The 15149-nt window shown below is 42.3% G+C and carries 22 protein-coding genes; 20 read left to right on the top strand and 2 right to left on the bottom strand.

The window, feature by feature from the left end; translation table 11 throughout:
* The first annotated feature begins 27 nt into the window (after positions 1–27).
* The 17 genes from rplO (at position 28) to HQN88_RS35840 (ending at position 11345) form a co-directional block, all read left to right on the top strand.
* The gene (gene rplO, locus HQN88_RS35920) at positions 28–468 is read left to right on the top strand and encodes a 50S ribosomal protein L15 (protein WP_056618269.1); all 441 of its coding nucleotides are present in this window, start codon (positions 28–30) and stop codon (positions 466–468) included.
* Positions 468–1772 (top strand): preprotein translocase subunit SecY, encoded by a 1305-nt coding sequence (secY, locus tag HQN88_RS35915; RefSeq protein WP_057313448.1) that lies wholly within the window; start codon positions 468–470, stop codon positions 1770–1772. The genes rplO and secY overlap by 1 nt, the downstream gene beginning before the upstream one ends.
* A gap of 86 nt (positions 1773–1858) precedes the next feature.
* Positions 1859–2509 carry an adenylate kinase gene (locus tag HQN88_RS35910; RefSeq protein ID WP_056618263.1) on the top strand — a complete coding sequence of 217 codons (651 nt, stop codon included), beginning with the start codon at positions 1859–1861 and terminating at the stop codon, positions 2507–2509.
* Positions 2509–3261, top strand: coding sequence for a type I methionyl aminopeptidase (gene map / locus HQN88_RS35905; RefSeq protein WP_056618260.1), 753 nt, complete (start codon positions 2509–2511; stop codon positions 3259–3261). The genes HQN88_RS35910 and map overlap by 1 nt, the downstream gene beginning before the upstream one ends.
* 9 nt (positions 3262–3270) lie before the next feature.
* Positions 3271–3576, top strand: a complete 306-nt coding sequence (locus tag HQN88_RS35900; protein WP_274318823.1) for a KOW domain-containing RNA-binding protein — start codon at positions 3271–3273, stop codon at positions 3574–3576.
* A 2-nt stretch (positions 3577–3578) separates the two neighbouring features.
* Positions 3579–3797, top strand: coding sequence for a translation initiation factor IF-1 (infA, locus tag HQN88_RS35895; protein WP_009676800.1), 219 nt, complete (start codon positions 3579–3581; stop codon positions 3795–3797).
* Positions 3798–3900: 103 nt separating this feature from the next.
* Positions 3901–4014, top strand: a complete 114-nt coding sequence (rpmJ, locus tag HQN88_RS35890) for a 50S ribosomal protein L36 (RefSeq protein ID WP_003333770.1) — start codon at positions 3901–3903, stop codon at positions 4012–4014.
* A 19-nt stretch (positions 4015–4033) separates the two neighbouring features.
* Positions 4034–4402, top strand: a complete 369-nt coding sequence (gene rpsM, locus HQN88_RS35885) for a 30S ribosomal protein S13 (protein WP_028557471.1) — start codon at positions 4034–4036, stop codon at positions 4400–4402.
* 18 nt (positions 4403–4420) lie between these two features.
* A complete protein-coding gene (gene rpsK, locus HQN88_RS35880) occupies positions 4421–4816 on the top strand; it encodes a 30S ribosomal protein S11 (RefSeq protein ID WP_028557470.1) in 396 nt (131 codons plus the stop codon).
* 125 nt (positions 4817–4941) lie between these two features.
* A complete protein-coding gene (locus HQN88_RS35875) occupies positions 4942–5886 on the top strand; it encodes a DNA-directed RNA polymerase subunit alpha (RefSeq protein ID WP_028557469.1) in 945 nt (314 codons plus the stop codon).
* A gap of 24 nt (positions 5887–5910) precedes the next feature.
* Positions 5911–6276, top strand: a complete 366-nt coding sequence (gene rplQ / locus HQN88_RS35870) for a 50S ribosomal protein L17 (RefSeq protein WP_028557468.1) — start codon at positions 5911–5913, stop codon at positions 6274–6276.
* A gap of 140 nt (positions 6277–6416) precedes the next feature.
* Positions 6417–7178, top strand: coding sequence for a tRNA pseudouridine(38-40) synthase TruA (gene truA, locus HQN88_RS35865; protein WP_173121279.1), 762 nt, complete (start codon positions 6417–6419; stop codon positions 7176–7178).
* A 174-nt stretch (positions 7179–7352) separates the two neighbouring features.
* The gene (gene rplM / locus HQN88_RS35860) at positions 7353–7790 is read left to right on the top strand and encodes a 50S ribosomal protein L13 (RefSeq protein ID WP_029196440.1); all 438 of its coding nucleotides are present in this window, start codon (positions 7353–7355) and stop codon (positions 7788–7790) included.
* Positions 7791–7808: 18 nt separating this feature from the next.
* Positions 7809–8201 (top strand): 30S ribosomal protein S9, encoded by a 393-nt coding sequence (gene rpsI / locus HQN88_RS35855; RefSeq protein ID WP_028557465.1) that lies wholly within the window; start codon positions 7809–7811, stop codon positions 8199–8201.
* Positions 8202–8417: 216 nt separating this feature from the next.
* On the top strand, positions 8418–9110 hold the full coding sequence (locus HQN88_RS35850; protein ID WP_173121277.1) for a phosphoadenylyl-sulfate reductase: 693 nt from the start codon (positions 8418–8420) through the stop codon (positions 9108–9110).
* Positions 9111–9440: 330 nt separating this feature from the next.
* Positions 9441–10202 (top strand): N-acetylmuramoyl-L-alanine amidase CwlD, encoded by a 762-nt coding sequence (cwlD, locus tag HQN88_RS35845; protein ID WP_173121275.1) that lies wholly within the window; start codon positions 9441–9443, stop codon positions 10200–10202.
* A gap of 54 nt (positions 10203–10256) precedes the next feature.
* Positions 10257–11345: an Mrp/NBP35 family ATP-binding protein gene (locus HQN88_RS35840; protein ID WP_173121273.1), complete on the top strand. Its 1089-nt coding sequence runs from the start codon at positions 10257–10259 to the stop codon at positions 11343–11345.
* A gap of 57 nt (positions 11346–11402) precedes the next feature.
* On the opposite strand, the gene gerD is transcribed toward HQN88_RS35840, so the two are convergent.
* The gene (gene gerD, locus HQN88_RS35835; RefSeq protein ID WP_173121271.1) at positions 11403–12176 is read right to left on the bottom strand and encodes a spore germination lipoprotein GerD; all 774 of its coding nucleotides are present in this window, start codon (positions 12174–12176) and stop codon (positions 11403–11405) included.
* A gap of 139 nt (positions 12177–12315) precedes the next feature.
* Here gerD and HQN88_RS35830 point away from each other — a divergent pair, with 139 nt between their 5' ends.
* Entirely contained in the window at positions 12316–12912 is a 597-nt protein-coding gene (locus HQN88_RS35830; protein WP_173121269.1) for a KinB-signaling pathway activation protein, read from the top strand.
* A 38-nt stretch (positions 12913–12950) separates the two neighbouring features.
* Here HQN88_RS35830 and pdaB read toward each other — a convergent pair whose 3' ends face one another.
* Positions 12951–13733 carry a polysaccharide deacetylase family sporulation protein PdaB gene (gene pdaB / locus HQN88_RS35825; RefSeq protein WP_173121267.1) on the bottom strand — a complete coding sequence of 261 codons (783 nt, stop codon included), beginning with the start codon at positions 13731–13733 and terminating at the stop codon, positions 12951–12953.
* Between the two features lie 113 nt (positions 13734–13846).
* Here pdaB and HQN88_RS35820 point away from each other — a divergent pair, with 113 nt between their 5' ends.
* Both HQN88_RS35820 and HQN88_RS37965 read left to right on the top strand, forming a co-directional pair.
* Positions 13847–14458 (top strand): stage II sporulation protein M, encoded by a 612-nt coding sequence (locus HQN88_RS35820; RefSeq protein WP_173121265.1) that lies wholly within the window; start codon positions 13847–13849, stop codon positions 14456–14458.
* Positions 14459–14612: 154 nt separating this feature from the next.
* Positions 14613–14843 carry a hypothetical protein gene (locus tag HQN88_RS37965; protein ID WP_028557458.1) on the top strand — a complete coding sequence of 77 codons (231 nt, stop codon included), beginning with the start codon at positions 14613–14615 and terminating at the stop codon, positions 14841–14843.
* Positions 14844–15149 lie beyond the last annotated feature (306 nt).

Raw genomic sequence — 15149 nt, 5'->3', positions numbered from 1 at the left:
TTTAAGATCTAGAGGAGGTGTGCAACGATGAAGTTACATGAGCTAAGTTCTGCTACTGGCGCTCGTAAATCACCTAAGCGTGTTGGACGTGGAACAAGTAGTGGTATGGGTAAAACATCAACTCGCGGACATAAAGGTCAAAACGCACGTTCCGGTGGAGGCGTTCGTCCTGGATTTGAGGGTGGACAAAACCCATTGTACCGTCGTTTACCTAAACGTGGATTTACGAACCGCTTCCGTACGGAGTACGCGATCGTTAATCTTGAAGACTTGAACAATTTCGCAGCTGGTACTGAAGTTACTCCTGAAGTATTAATGGAGACTGGTATTGTTAAAGCTCCTAAAGACGGCATTAAGATTTTAGGAAACGGTGAAATCACAGTAAAATTAACCGTTAAAGCGAATAAGTTCTCTCAATCAGCGATTGAGAAAATCCAAGCTGCCGGCGGTCAAACCGAGGTGATTTAATGTTCAATACCATAGCCAACATCTTCAAAGTAGAAGATTTACGCAGAAGGATTCTCTTCACGCTTATCTTGCTAATCGTCTACCGTTTGGGTGCCTTTATCCCGGTTCCAAACATTAATACAGATGTTCTGAAACTTCAAGATCAAGCGAATCAGAGCGATGTCTTTGGTTTGCTTAACACGTTCTCCGGCGGTGCGCTCTTCCAATTCTCCATCTTCGCGATGGGAATTATGCCTTATATCACGGCTTCGATCATTGTTCAGCTTTTGTCCATGGATGTTATCCCGCGCTTTGCGCAGTGGGCAAAAGAAGGAGATGTCGGAAGAAAGAAAATGACGCAGGTGACTCGTTACGGTACGATTGTTCTAGGGTTGATTCAAGCTTTCGGTCTATCAATTGGCTTTAACCGCCTATACAGTGGTTTGGTCATTGATGCTGGGTTTACAACTTTCGCATTAATCGCTATCGTGTTGACAGCTGGTACAGCTTTCTTGATGTGGCTAGGTGAGCAAATCACGGAATACGGGATTGGTAACGGTATTTCCATTATCATCTTTGCTGGTATCGTTTCTGCGATTCCAACAAGCATTCAACAAATTTACAAAACACTTTTTGCAACCGATGGAGCCCTGTTCCTGAACATTGTGAAACTGATCATTATTGCTTTAGTTGTTATCCTGATTATTGCCGGCGTTATATTTGTACAACAAGGTGTTCGTAAGATACCTGTACAATATGCGAAGCGAGTAGTTGGTCGTAAAATGTATGGTGGGCAAACAACACACATTCCACTTAAAGTGAATGCTGCTGGTGTTATCCCTGTAATCTTCGCATTATCACTTTTGATGTTTCCTCCAACCATTGCAAGTTATTGGAGAGGAAATGTAGTCGCAGAATGGATTATCAACAACTTGAGTATTAACCAAACTGCACCATTAGCGATTGTACTGTATGTACTGCTGATTATCGGATTCACCTACTTCTACACCTTCGTACAAATTAATCCAGTTCAAATGGCTGATCAGATGAAGAAGAACGGCGGATACATACCAGGTATCAGACCAGGTAAAACCACTTCGACTTATCTGACACGCGTAATGACTAGAATTACTCTTTCTGGAGCTTTGTTCCTTTCAGCAATTTCTATTCTTCCAATGCTATTTGGAGGGCTTGCTGGATTACCTAGTTCGGTTCAAATAGGTGGTACATCTTTGCTTATCGTAGTAGGCGTTGGTCTTGAGACAATGAAGCAAATCGAGAGCCAATTGATTAAGCGTCATTACAAAGGGTTCATCAATAAATAGCTAATAGGTACTGATGGGGCAAGTTCTGCGACATCGGCACCTATTGTGCTGTTCGTAATGCCGAGTGCGATGGGGAGGTTTTAATTGTGAACGTAATATTTATGGGGCCTCCTGGTGCAGGCAAAGGTACGCAAGCAGAGAAAATCGTCTCTGAGTTTCAAATTCCGCATATTTCAACTGGCGATGCATTTCGCGCAGCAATGAGCCAAGGTACTCCAATGGGTATCGAAGCGAAAGGATATGTAGATAAGGGGCTTCTTGTTCCTGATGAAATTACGAACGGTATTGTGAGAGAGCGTCTTGCCCAACCGGATTGTGATAAAGGATTTTTGCTAGATGGGTTTCCTAGAACGGTAGCTCAAGCTGATGCATTGTCTGAAATCGTTGATTCACTTGGTAAGAAGATTGAGGTCGTAATCAATCTAGCTGTTGATCGCAGTTATCTGTTAGCACGACTAACTGGCCGAAGAATTTGTAAATCCTGTGGTTCTACGTATCATGTCATCTTCAACCCACCTCAGCAAGAAGGCGTATGCGATAAATGTTCCGGTGAGTTGTACCAACGATCTGATGATACGGAAGAGAAAGTCGGAACACGTTTGGATGAATACATCAACAAAACGGCTCCGCTTCTGGATTACTACCAAAAGAGGGAATTATTGCGTGAGGTTAACGGGGAACAAGACATTCATGCGGTAACCGAACAAATTAGCTCACTGCTACGAGGTCTAGCGTAATGATCATTTGTAAGTCCGAGGTTGAACTAGACCTAATGCGAGAAGCTGGTCGTATCGTAGCCGAAACGCACCGCTTATTGGCAAGGGCGATTCGTCCGAACATTACAACGAAAGAACTTGATCAGATCGCAGAGGGATTCATTCGCAGTCAGGGAGCAATTCCATCTTTCAAAGGTTACAATGGTTTTCCTGGGAGCATTTGTGCTTCAGTCAACGAAGAATTAGTTCATGGTATTCCTGGTCCAAGAAAGCTAGTTGAGGGCGACATAATCAGTATTGATATTGGTGCTCAATATAAAGGTTATCATGGAGATTCTGCTTGGACATATCCTGTCGGTGAAATTTCTGAAACAGCTCAGCGCTTATTGACTGTGACAGAAGAGTCACTCTATCGAGGCATTGCAGAAGCTAAACCGGATGCTAGACTCTACACGTTGTCGCATGCAATCCAAACTTGTATTGAAGACGCAGGCTTCTCCGTGGTTATAGAGTATGTCGGTCATGGTATTGGAACGGATCTTCACGAAGAACCACAAATTCCGAACTATGGTATACCTGACAAAGGTCCTCGACTCAAACCAGGCATGGTCCTAGCCATTGAACCCATGGTGGTTGTTGGCGAAAGATTTGTCCAAACACTCGAAGACGATTGGACTGTAGTCACTTCAGATCGTACCCTATGTGCTCATTTCGAACATACGGTTGCTATTACGGCAGCTGGTTATGAAATACTAACTTTGCCTAGATCGTAGGTGAATTGAGTGGATAGTAAGATTCCGCAAGTGGGTCAAATCGTAAAGGTGCTTCGCGGTAGAGATCCCGGAGAATATGCGGTCGTGATTGGTATTGAAGATCATCGTTTTGTCTGGCTTGCCGACGGCGATCATCGTAAATTCGATCAACCGAAGAAGAAGAACCTGAATCATCTTCATTTACAAGAAACGATTAGCAGTGAAGTAGCGTCAAGCATTAGGGAAACAGGTCGTGTGACTAATGGGAAATTGCGCTTTGCAATCGCCAAATTCGTTGAACTTATGCAAGTTGAAGCACAAGAGAAAGGAGAATGACTGTGGCCAAAGAAGATGTAATTGAAGTAGAAGGTACAGTGATTGAACCTCTTCCGAATGCAATGTTTAAAGTTGAATTGGAAAATGGTCATAAAATCCTAGCCCATGTTTCAGGAAAGATCAGAATGCATTTTATTCGCATTTTGCCTGGAGATAAGGTTACCGTAGAATTATCGCCTTATGATTTGACGAGAGGCCGTATAACCTACCGTTTCAAATAAATGTTCGGCTTAGAAGTAATACTCTCTCAAGGCGTATGCTTACGAAGCAAGTTTTCTAACGAAAACGCAACATGGTTGCTTACGATAAAAAGGAGGGCTTAAAATGAAAGTAAGACCGTCAGTAAAACCGATTTGTGAAAAATGTAAAGTCATTCGCCGTAAAGGCAATGTAATGGTAATTTGCGAAAATCCTAAGCACAAACAAAAACAAGGTTAAAAGGAGGTGCATTCTGTAGATGGCACGTTTAGCTGGAGTTGACTTACCTCGTGACAAACGAGTTGTAATCGCGTTGACTTACATTTTCGGTATCGGCACTACAACTGCTCAGAAAATCATTGCTTCCACAGGTATCGATGCGAGTACTCGCGTTCGTGACTTGACTGAAGATGAAGTGAGCAAAATCCGTGATGTAATTGACAAAACCCTTAAAGTAGAAGGCGATCTTCGCCGTGAAATTTCCCTAAACATCAAACGTCTAATCGAAATCGGATCCTACCGTGGTCTTCGTCACCGCCGTGGTCTTCCTGTTCGTGGTCAACGTACTAAAACGAATGCTCGTACACGTAAAGGTCCTCGTCGTACAGTAGCTAATAAGAAGAAATAATAAAGGGGGTTAGAGCTAATGGCAAAACCTAAAAAAGTCGTCCGTACGAAACGTCGTGACCGGAAAAATATTGAGAGCGGTGTAGCACACATCCGTTCAACATTTAACAACACGATCGTAACAATCACGGATCCGCATGGTAACGCAATTTCTTGGGCAAGTTCAGGAAACCTTGGATTCAAAGGTTCCCGTAAAAGTACTCCTTTCGCAGCACAAATGGCAGCTGAAAAAGCAGCTAAAGCAGCAATGGAGCACGGCTTGAAAACTGTTGAAGTTATGGTTAAAGGTCCAGGCGCTGGCCGCGAAGCAGCAATCCGCTCTTTGCAAGCAGCAGGTCTTGAAGTAAACCTGATTAAAGACGTGACGCCGGTTCCTCATAATGGCTGCCGTCCTCCAAAACGTCGTCGCGTATAATTCAGGATCACTTTGTAGTATAATTATTCCAAAATCGTGAATAATGGTTTGAAGGATAGGCATACTATGAAATTTTCAACGAAGTATCCAGAGGGAACCGACGTATTGAATGGAGGGTACATTTCATGATCGAAATCGAAAAGCCAAAAATAGAAACTGTAGCATTAAGTGAAGATGGCGCTTATGGTAGATTTATCATTGAGCCATTGGAGCGTGGCTACGGTACAACCTTAGGAAACTCACTACGTCGTATCTTACTGTCCTCGTTACCGGGGGCAGCAGTAACCTCTGTCCAAATCGATGGCGTTTTGCACGAATTTTCAACGATTCCAGGTGTGCTTGAGGATGTTACGGAAATTATTCTCAATCTCAAAGGATTATCGTTGAAGATTCACTCCGATGAGGAGAAAGTGCTAGAAATTGATGCAGAAGGAGAAGGTAACATTACAGCGGCTGATATCCGCGGTGATAGTGATGTTGAAATCCTTAACCCGGATTTACACATTGCTACCTTGTCTCCAGATGCACGTCTTCACATGAGGATTCATGCGGGCAGAGGGCGCGGTTACGTCCAATCAGACAAAAATAAGCATGAAGAGCAGCCAATTGGTGTGATTCCAATTGATTCGATCTACACGCCTATTACTCGGGTAAACTACGCTATTGAGAATACTCGCGTCGGCCAAGTGACTAACTATGACAAATTGACCCTCGAAGTGTGGACCGATGGAAGTATTCGTCCAGAAGAAGCAGTAAGCTTGGGCGCGAAAATCCTAACTGAGCACTTGAACTTGTTCGTTGGTTTGACGGATGAAGCTAAAGATGCTGAGATTATGGTTGAGAAAGAAGAAGATAAGAAAGAGAAAGTTCTTGAGATGACGATCGAAGAACTAGACCTTTCCGTTCGTTCTTACAACTGTCTCAAACGTGCAGGGATTAACACCGTACAAGAGCTGATTACCAAAACAGAAGAAGACATGATGAAAGTTCGGAACTTAGGTCGCAAATCACTTGAAGAGGTTCAAGAGAAGCTCGAAGAGTTAGGTTTGGGTTTACGTACCGAGGAATAATCGTGTCAGAAGGAGGTTAACTCAATGAACTACAGAAAATTGAACCGCGATTCCAGTAATCGTAAAGCATTATTTCGTGATCTGGTAACGGATCTGTTCATACATGAGCGCATTCAAACAACAGAAGCAAAAGCTAAAGAAATTCGTTCAATCGCTGAGAAGTTAATTACTCTTGCGAAACGCGGAGATCTTCACGCACGCCGTCAGGTTGCTGCTTTTGTTCGTAGAGAAGTTGCTAACGAAAATCAAGATGCGATTCAAAAACTATTCTCTGAATTGGCACCACGTTATTCCGAGCGTCCAGGCGGATACACGCGTATCCTTAAACTGGGACCACGCCGCGGTGACGCAGCACCAATGGTTTACCTAGAGCTAGTAGATCGCGCATAGAAGACGGATGGGAAAGGGTGGACGGAATCACTAGATTCTGGTGAAGCCCTTTTTTTGCAGTCTTGGATCGCATTCTAGTGTAATGAGCTGCATAAGCAACTCAGGCTAGGTAGAAAGGATGACTCATGGAGGAACAAGCCTTGAGAAATCTACGTTTTACCATAAGCTATGATGGTTCATCTTACTCTGGCTTCCAGATACAGCCTAGATCTGATACGGTACAATATCGTTTAGAGCAGGCAGTATTCTTGCTGACAGGTGAGACAGTGAAAGTCATATCATCAGGACGTACGGATGCCGGTGTTCATGCGAAAGCACAAGTAATTAATTTTACAACGAGTTCTAAGATTCCAGTAGAACGTTGGTGTTTAGCTCTAAATGCTAGACTACCCAGGGACATCGTCGCACATACCGCTGAAGAAGTTCTCCTTACATTTCACTCTCGCAAAGCCGCGAAACGTAAAACTTATTGTTATACAATTCGTTCGGCGCGCTTCCCTGATGTCTTTCACCGCAACTTCGAGTATCATCACCCCACGCATTTAAATGTGGAAGCCATGAGAGAGGCGCTCCCTTGTTTGCTAGGTGAGCATGATTTTACTTCGTTTTGCACAGTGAGAACGGATAAGGAAATCAAAGTGAGAACCTTATATGAGGTACGTATGGAGACGGAATCGGATGAGTTGTTGGCGACAGGTAAAGTAGAACGTATCCGGTTAATCATAACGGGGAATGGTTTTCTTTATAACATGGTGAGGATCATCGTAGGGACGTTGATTCAGATCGGTGAGGGTAAGAGACCATCTAGCGATATGCAACGTGTTCTCGAGGCCAGAGATCGCTCTCAAGCGGGTCCTACAGCTGAAGCCATGGGATTAACCTTGTGGAAAGTCGACTATTAAAAAGTTGTCATCACTACTTGATTATTAAGACGTTATCGTGTAAAATATAACTTGGCGTTTCGTGATCGGCTACCCCACAGCCCCTGATCACAAATGACCGTAACTATCCATCACTTATGAATAATTAACAACTATAACTTATGTATTTCAGATATATTTTTAGGAGGATTAAGCATGCGCACCACATATATGGCTAAGCCAAATGAAGTAGAGCGTAAATGGTACATTGTTGACGCTGCAGGCCAAACACTTGGCCGTCTTGCAAGTGAAGTTGCTAGCATTATCCGCGGTAAGCACAAACCGGAGTTCACTCCACACGTAGATACTGGTGATTTCGTTGTTGTTATCAATGCTTCCCAAATTAAGCTTACTGGTAAGAAAATGCAAAACAAAATGTACTACCGTCACTCTTTGTACCAAGGTGGTTTGAAAGTGACTTCCGCTCAAGACTTGCTTAACAGCAAGCCTGATCGTATGATCGAATTCGCAGTTCATGGCATGCTTCCTAAGAACCGTCTAGGCGACAGCTTGAAAACTAAGCTTAAAGTCTACGGTGGAGCAGAGCATCCGCACCAAGCACAACTACCAGAAGTCTGGAATCTTCGCGGTTAATATAAGGAGGAACGTTTCGTGGCACAAGTTCAATATTATGGAACGGGTCGTCGTAAACATTCGGTAGCGCGTGTTCGCTTAATACCGGGTGAAGGACGCATCATCATCAATAAACGTGATCTAGATGAGTATTTCGGTCTAGAAACATTGAAGCTAATCGTTAAACAACCACTTGCTCTAACTGAAACAATCGGTCAATACGATGTTCTAGTTCTTGCAAATGGCGGCGGAATCAGCGGACAAGCTGGAGCAATTCGTCACGGGATCTCCCGTGCATTGTTGAAAGCTGATCCGGAATACCGTGGATCCTTGAAAAAAGCTGGATTCCTAACACGTGATTCCCGTATGAAAGAACGTAAAAAATACGGATTGAAAGCAGCACGTCGTGCTCCTCAATTCTCCAAACGTTAAGATATTGTGCCTTTGGCACGCAAGAAAAACCTTTTCGGCTTATGGCTGGAGAGGTTTTTCTTTTTTTTAAGCTCATAGTGATCCAACTGTAGCCATTTAGAATAAGTTAATACCAAAATGATAAAAAGTAATTGACACCTTGTAGAAGTCAGATATAATTAAATTATAAATCATACAATATCAGTCGGGATTGTGGACTATTGGAGGAATCGGAAGATGAATCTATTTGAGAAAGAAGCATTTGTAACGAAAGCAGCGGAAGAATTCGAAAATCAATCGCCTGAAGCCATATTGAAACTTGCTGTAGATACGTTTGGAAGTTTAACTCTTGCTTGTAGTTTTGGTGCTGAAGATGTGGTGTTGGTCGACATGCTTCAAAAGATCAACCCGAATGTTGATATTTTTTATTTGGACACGAATGTACATTTTGACGAAACGTATGAGACGAAAGAACGACTCGAGAAACACTATGGAACAAAGTTCATTCAAGTATTACCTAAACTTACGCTTAATGAGCAGGCTGAGAAATTCGGGGATGAGCTATGGAAAAGTGACGCGAATCAATGCTGCAACATTCGTAAAGTTGATCCACTAACAGAGATCCTTGGTAAATATGATGCCTGGATTACTGGTATTCGCCGCGATCAAGCGCCTACTCGTGCTAATGCGAAAAAGGTTGAATATGATGTGAAATTTGGTCTTATCAAGTTCAATCCATTAGCTAGCTGGACATCAGAAGATGTATGGCAATACATCCGCGACAATGATGTTATTTATAACCCTCTGCACGATCGTAACTATCCTAGTATAGGTTGCACACACTGCACACGCCAAGTCGCTGAGGGTGAAGATCCACGCGCAGGGCGTTGGGCTAGTATTGAGAAAACGGAATGCGGTCTCCATAAGTAAGTGGTAAGCGGCCGTCATGCGTTATGCAGGGCATCGTGAAGCGATTCTGCGAGCGATTGCACCTAGAAATTAGGATGGCATGCATGTCATCCTTGGACGCGTTCACGGGGGCGTAGGTGTCTCTGAAGAAATGGGGATATACCACTATTCTTGGAACACAGTTCTTTGAAAGATGGCCAAATCCCATCTCCTGAGTTATGCACCCTAAGGGTTCGGAAATATTTATTAAGGTGTAAGAGTTCCTGAATATCAACAGTATGTCTGGTATATTTGTCCACCCTGTCCCATATAGATGTTACAGAGTCTATAGGGGAACAGAGGTGGATTTTTATGCGTAAAAGGAAGAAAAGGTTGGTGGTATGGCTGACCTTTCACAGTAGCCTGAAGCTATTACTTTCAGCGATGCTGGTTGCCTTGGTTGTCTTTATTTATGCGTACGAGCTCCCTACAACGAAGACCTGGTCGGATTGGACGCTTCCCTTATCGGGTAAGACAATTGCGCTAGACGCCGGTCATGGAGGGCCAGATGGTGGGGCGGAGAGTAAGGATGGTATCATCGAGAAGGATATTAATCTAGCTATAACCTTGCGGCTGCGCGACTATTTGCAACAAGCTGGTGCGATCGTGGTTTTAACTAGAGAAACGGATACGGATCTAGCGGAATCTGGCACCAAAGGCTATAGCAAACGTAAAACGCAGGATCTGCACAACAGGGCGGACTTAATTCAGAACAATAATGCGGATATGTTTTTGAGTATCCATTTGAACAGTATTCCTTCTAATAAGTGGAGGGGCGCACAAACGTTCTATTATTTGAATAATCCCGATAATCCTAACCTAGCGGCGCTCATTCAGTCCGAGCTTAGGCGTAATCTAGAAAATACCGATCGCGTCGCTAAGTTGGCTGATAAAACTGTGTATCTGTTAAAAACATTAAAGATTCCAAGCGCACTTGTTGAGGTAGGCTTTCTTTCAAACCCGGAAGAGGCCAAGTTGCTAGCGGATGAGAAATATCAGAAGATGCTGGCTGCTTCGGTATATCAAGGGATTTTGAGATATTATGCAGGTGAAAAAGTGGGTTCTGCCTCATAATGTGTTATAATAAAAGCCGCGAATACAATGTCCCAATAAAGGTGTGATGTGGCTATGGTACATAAAGATCAAATTCTAGAAGCATTGAATAAGCTAATAGATCCTCAGTTAAACAAAAGTGTAGTGGAATTAAATTTGATTCGTGATGTAATGGTGAAGGAAGATGCGGTATCCTTAAGCTTGCTCGTAGTAACCGAGGATGAAGGATATAAGGAGCAAGCCAAAGCATTCATTCAACAATCTTTAGCAAATATAGGAGTGCCTCAAGTTCATATCCGGTTTAGGTTGTTAACTGACCATGAACGGAGTCGTTTGGAAGGAACTTCACATCAGACGGATCCTACTCCGCAGAAGCCTGTTCAACCTCCAATTCAGCAGCCGATTCTTGGACAATCCTCTACGGTTGAGTTTATCGCTGTTGCTAGTGGAAAGGGTGGCGTTGGTAAATCAACAGTCACAGTTAATCTAGCGGTCGCGTTGGCACGTAAAGGGAAAAAAGTAGGGATCATCGATGCGGATATCTATGGATTTAGTATTCCGGATATGATGGGGATTGAAGAACAACCTCAGCTGGTAGAAAACGTGATTATTCCTGTTGAGAAATTCGGGGTAAAAGTAATATCTATGGGGTTCTTTGTTCAAGACAATGCACCTGTTGTATGGCGTGGGCCGATGTTAGGCAAAATGCTACGCAATTTCTTCAACGAAGTTAATTGGGGAGATGTGGAATACATCCTCCTAGACCTTCCTCCGGGTACCGGCGATGTCGCACTAGACGTGCATCAGCTCATTCCGCAAAGTAAAGAGATCATTGTAACGACGCCACATGCTACAGCGGCATTTGTAGCTGCTAGAGCAGGTGCGATGGCCATTCAAACGAACCACGAAATTTTGGGTATCGTTGAGAACATGTCTTACTATGAAAGTAAGGATGGCAGCATTGATCATATTTTTGGCAAAGGTGGAGGTGCTAAACTTGCTGAAGATCTTCACAGTGAGCTATTAGCGCAAATCCCATTGGGAGCTCCAGATAATCATATATCTGAAAAAGATTACTCGCCATCTGTGTATAAGGCAGAATCCAAAGCGGGGCAAATTTATTTGGAAATAGCGGATCGAATGATTGCGAAGTTAGATAAATAGTGAAAAAAGGAAGAGGGAGCAGAGGGAATCTGCCAACTCTTCCTTTTTTTTTTTTTTTTAAGAATCAGAACCTCCATCTTTCTTCTCTTCACCTTGTTTATCGGAGTCTCCTGAAGATTCATCCTTCTGTTTTTCATCTCCGCCTTCTTCTTTTTTATCTCCTTCTTTCCCTTTATCCTCACTTTTTTCAGTGGTTTTGGCGGAAGGCATTTGATCAGGCTTGCTTTGTTGAGCGATAGCAGACTTAAGTAATTCAACCATTTGTGCTCTGAAAAGAGGGCTTTGGATGGATTCTTCCATTACAGTCATCATTTGTTGGCGGTATGGCGCAGTTTTCATAACATCAAGAACCATCTTCTCGTAATCTGGATTTTTCATAACATCAATCAGTGATTTTTGGTAAGTAGGGTCCTTGAGAAGTTCCTTGAACATCTGTTTGGTTTCTTTTTGGATCGCGGTGGCAAAATCACCTGCGAATTTAGGATCCTTCATCATATCGGTCAAAAACATATTATTTTCCTTAGCAGTCAGTACATCTTTGACGGCCATTTGAAGCTGTAGGGACTCATTAGCGGATAGTAATTTAATTTGTGATTGGCCAGCAACGCTGTTGGCACCTACATCTCCATTCATGATACTTCGATTTGCAGCGCTTATCGCCTTTTTACCATCATCAGATTTCAGAATATCGAGGATCATTGTCTTTTGTTCTTTGTAAGTGTTGGCTTGTGATTGGCCTTGAGATGAGTTATCTGTACCACATGAGGCGAGTAGAAAAGCCAATGAAATAACCGGTAGGACCTGAAGCTTTCTAAGTCTTGTCTTTAACATAACTACATGCTCCCTTCCCTGAACTTTAATGGTCTTAGTATGTGTGGTTAAGGTCAGAATATAAGGGGACATTATTGGCTTTTTATCGCAAAGGTTGGTACAATTAACAATTAGAGTTGATGTGTGGAGGTAATTAAACGTGACTTTACGTAAATGGTTTCACTTATTTTGGACAACATTAGTATTAGGGATTGTAGTTTCCACTGGGGTTGGACTTATCCTTCAATTTTCAGACAAAGAATTTTCTGTAATGGGCTTATCGGCTGTCGGATTTAATTTGATTAATATGATTCTAGGTGGAGCTACGATAAGTGTATTGAGTCAAATGGGCTTCTTCGCATATTTAATCGTTAGGTTTATTGCTGTTGGTATTATACGTTCCAAAACAGTGTGGGACTTGTTACAGCTTGCCGTTGTTATTGTTGTTTTATTCGACCTTGTCTACTTGAGAAAAACGAATTTCAATACCTCAGAGTCGCTGCTTGGATATTTCGTCTTACCTGTTTGTGTACTAGCCATTTCTTTAGCGGTAAGCTATTGGAAGGTGAAAATGACGAATCGGAATGCCTTTATTCCTACTTTATTTTTCATGACGGCAGTTACTGTACTTGAGGCTGTACCAGCATTGAAATTGGATAACTCAGCATCAAGTCTATTTATGTTGGCACCATTATTCGTTTGTAATGCATGGCAAATTCTTACCTTACATAAAATATTGGATAACAAAAAGAGCTAATGTGATTAGCTCTTTTTTTCAAATCTATTTATACCATATTAATGAATTTGCTTCATGGCTTGATCTTCGACAGGGGTTGTTTCCACCTGGGTTTGCTTAATGAGTTCGCTCACGCTTACGAACTGGTAGCCTTTTGCTCGAAGTTGTTGGATGATGTCGGGCAAAGCCTCATGTGTTTGTTGAGAGGAATCGCTCGCATGGAGAAGAACGATATCGCCGGGGTGCGCTTTGCTTACTACGCGGTTTACAAGGGTGTCGACGCCTTTATTTAGCCAGTCCTGAGAGTCTGTATCCCATTGGATGACTGAATAACCGAGATCATCAGCAATACGTAACACGCGCTTGTCAAAGTCGCCATTAGGAAGACGAATCAGATTAGGCTCCTTACCGATTAATTCTGTTAAAATGCCATGTGCAGTAGATATTTCGTTTCGAATTTCCTCATCACTAAGGTCACTGTAGTTGTCAAATTTGTTTCCGTGGCTGCCAATCTCGAATCCGTAGCTTTTGATATGTGAGACAATGTCGGGGTGACTCTTACTCCATGGGGAAGATAAGAAGAAAGTCGCATCCTTAACATCATTGTCCTTTAGGATTTTCAAGATCGGTTCAGCACGAGTGTCTCCCCAAGAAATATCAAAGGTAAGGGCGATGACTTTCTTTTCGGTCTGCACGCTGTAAATAGCCGAAGGCTCAGAGTTCATGAAGACAGATACATTACTTTGTTCGGAATATACAATGGCCGCGGAGAAGATGATGGCAAGAGCAATGAATAAATATTGCTTAAATTTACGTGCGTTGATTACAAAAAAGTAGTTCATAAACAGCTTGTACCTCCTTTATGTCAAGCCATGGATAAGCTTGTATAACCTTTAGTAAATAATGTATGCTCGTACACAAGGTACTTATGCTTCCGAAATTGGAGGAACTACAAATGAATTTCCCAGCATTGCTTAGGCATTTTAAAGAAATGAAGCATTATTTTATCGTGGTTGTTCTCGTATTTGGGTTTAGTTTGTATATGGGGTGGGCGAACTCTGAGCAATTCTCGCATTTCTTGGAGGAGCAATTAAAGGGGCTCCAACCCATGATTAAATCGATAAGTACTAAAGAAAACCCACAGGTTTGGCTGTTCATTTTTATCTTTTTAAATAACGCCATTAAGTCCGTGCTTATCGTTTTCTGTGGGATTTTCCTAGGTGTATTGCCGCTCTTCATGTTAATTGCTAATGGAATGATACTAGGTTATGTCCTTTCTTTACAGACGCATGAGAGTACATTATCCATCGTTCTTAAAGGGATATTGCCACATGGTATCATTGAGATCCCAGTTATATTGCTGGCATGCGCGTATGGCTTGAAGATAGGAATGCTAGTTTGGAAAATGGCTTTACAACTACTCGTACCAGCCAAGAAAAGAACTGCTCGCGTTGAATTGCTTAGAATATTTCAATTAACTAAACCGTTGAGTATTGGAATTGTAGTCCTTCTATTGATTGCAGCAGTAATTGAAAGCACACTTACCTACTGGTTGGTGCATTTGTAAAATATTTTCAATATCTCGTCATAAAATTGGCAAAATCTGAGCATAACAATAAAGCGGAAATGAAGAGGGGTGCAATTGGCTCAACTCTCCATCTCTGCCTAACTAACTGTTAGTGCCATGAATCTCTACAGTCGAGAGGGGTTTGGATGGATGTATGCTCGGATTTTTGTTCAATGAGAGAGAATGCAGAGAATTAGATTATGTACTGCGTAAAGAATTAGACGAAATGCTATTTGATCTCAATGATAAGCGAATTGATCAAGAGATAAAGGGAGCTATTGAATCCAGATATAAGATCATCTTCAGGATGTATGCTCGCTTAGCGACACCGAAGGAAATATCGAAGTATGCTAGAAACCGTAATTACCAAGCTCAAAAAAAATAGGGGGTAAGTGCTTGACTTACCCTCTCCACCTGTGATATTTTATAACTCGTCACTTCGAAACAAAAGCGAGTAAGTCTAATTGTAAAAGATGTTCACATAAATCTTTCGAAAAAAAGACTTGCAATCTCCTGTGTGACTGTGATATATTTAAAAAGTCGCCGCTAAACGGGTGACGATGTTATGAAAAAGAAATTGATCTTTGAAAACTGAACAACGAGTGAGTAAGCACAGTCGAGTAATCGACTATAAAAGAGATTGCAAAATCTCGCTAGCTTCAAATGAGCAATTAAGCTTTTTCAAATAGGA

It is taken from the genome of Paenibacillus qinlingensis (assembly GCF_013204845.1).
Taxonomy (GTDB): domain Bacteria; phylum Bacillota; class Bacilli; order Paenibacillales; family NBRC-103111; genus Paenibacillus_E; species Paenibacillus_E qinlingensis.
The sequence above is the reverse complement of the archived record's forward strand: the minus strand, read 5'-3'. Positions and strand labels throughout refer to the sequence as shown.

Coding starts and splice junctions, on each gene's coding strand:
- rplO (WP_056618269.1), top strand. CDS start 28: ATGAAGTTACATGAGCTAAGTTCTGCTACTGGCGCTCGTAAATCACCT.
- secY (WP_057313448.1), top strand. CDS start 468: ATGTTCAATACCATAGCCAACATCTTCAAAGTAGAAGATTTACGCAGA.
- map (WP_056618260.1), top strand. CDS start 2,509: ATGATCATTTGTAAGTCCGAGGTTGAACTAGACCTAATGCGAGAAGCT.
- rpmJ (WP_003333770.1), top strand. CDS start 3,901: ATGAAAGTAAGACCGTCAGTAAAACCGATTTGTGAAAAATGTAAAGTC.
- rpsM (WP_028557471.1), top strand. CDS start 4,034: ATGGCACGTTTAGCTGGAGTTGACTTACCTCGTGACAAACGAGTTGTA.
- rpsK (WP_028557470.1), top strand. CDS start 4,421: ATGGCAAAACCTAAAAAAGTCGTCCGTACGAAACGTCGTGACCGGAAA.
- HQN88_RS35875 (WP_028557469.1), top strand. CDS start 4,942: ATGATCGAAATCGAAAAGCCAAAAATAGAAACTGTAGCATTAAGTGAA.
- rplQ (WP_028557468.1), top strand. CDS start 5,911: ATGAACTACAGAAAATTGAACCGCGATTCCAGTAATCGTAAAGCATTA.
- rplM (WP_029196440.1), top strand. CDS start 7,353: ATGCGCACCACATATATGGCTAAGCCAAATGAAGTAGAGCGTAAATGG.
- HQN88_RS35850 (WP_173121277.1), top strand. CDS start 8,418: ATGAATCTATTTGAGAAAGAAGCATTTGTAACGAAAGCAGCGGAAGAA.
- cwlD (WP_173121275.1), top strand. CDS start 9,441: ATGCGTAAAAGGAAGAAAAGGTTGGTGGTATGGCTGACCTTTCACAGT.
- HQN88_RS35840 (WP_173121273.1), top strand. CDS start 10,257: ATGGTACATAAAGATCAAATTCTAGAAGCATTGAATAAGCTAATAGAT.
- gerD (WP_173121271.1), bottom strand. CDS start 12,176: ATGTTAAAGACAAGACTTAGAAAGCTTCAGGTCCTACCGGTTATTTCA.
- pdaB (WP_173121267.1), bottom strand. CDS start 13,733: ATGAACTACTTTTTTGTAATCAACGCACGTAAATTTAAGCAATATTTA.
- HQN88_RS35820 (WP_173121265.1), top strand. CDS start 13,847: ATGAATTTCCCAGCATTGCTTAGGCATTTTAAAGAAATGAAGCATTAT.
- HQN88_RS37965 (WP_028557458.1), top strand. CDS start 14,613: ATGCTCGGATTTTTGTTCAATGAGAGAGAATGCAGAGAATTAGATTAT.